We start from the raw sequence: 329 nt of genomic DNA on the forward strand, positions 1-329 counted from the left end.
TGTCCCGGCCCACGGGCTTCCAGACCACCTTGTACCGCCAGCCGTCCACCACCGACCGCGCCGCCTGACCCTTGTGCCAACTCGACAGCGCCGGGAGCACCTCCGCCAACGGCTCACTGTCCGCCAGCCGAAGGGTGTCGGCAAGAGACTCCAGATCCTCACGCTCGACCGCCTCCCAGAACCGGGCATCCACCTCCCGGCCGGAGGCCAGGGCCGGGACAGGAGCGGTCTTCTCCAGCCAGTAGCGACGGTGCTGGAAGGCATACGTGGGCAGCGAAACCGTCCGGCCGTCGTGCCCGGCCAGGACCGCCGTCCAGTCGACCGGGATA

The 329-nt window shown here is 69.9% G+C and carries 1 pseudogene; it reads right to left on the reverse strand.

Annotation, left to right across the window (positions count from 1 at the left end):
- Positions 1–329: pseudogene (locus POF73_RS45980) on the reverse strand (SDR family NAD(P)-dependent oxidoreductase); the annotation flags it as partial.

The organism is Streptomyces sp. HD (assembly GCF_028369295.1).
GTDB lineage: Bacteria > Actinomycetota > Actinomycetes > Streptomycetales > Streptomycetaceae > Streptomyces.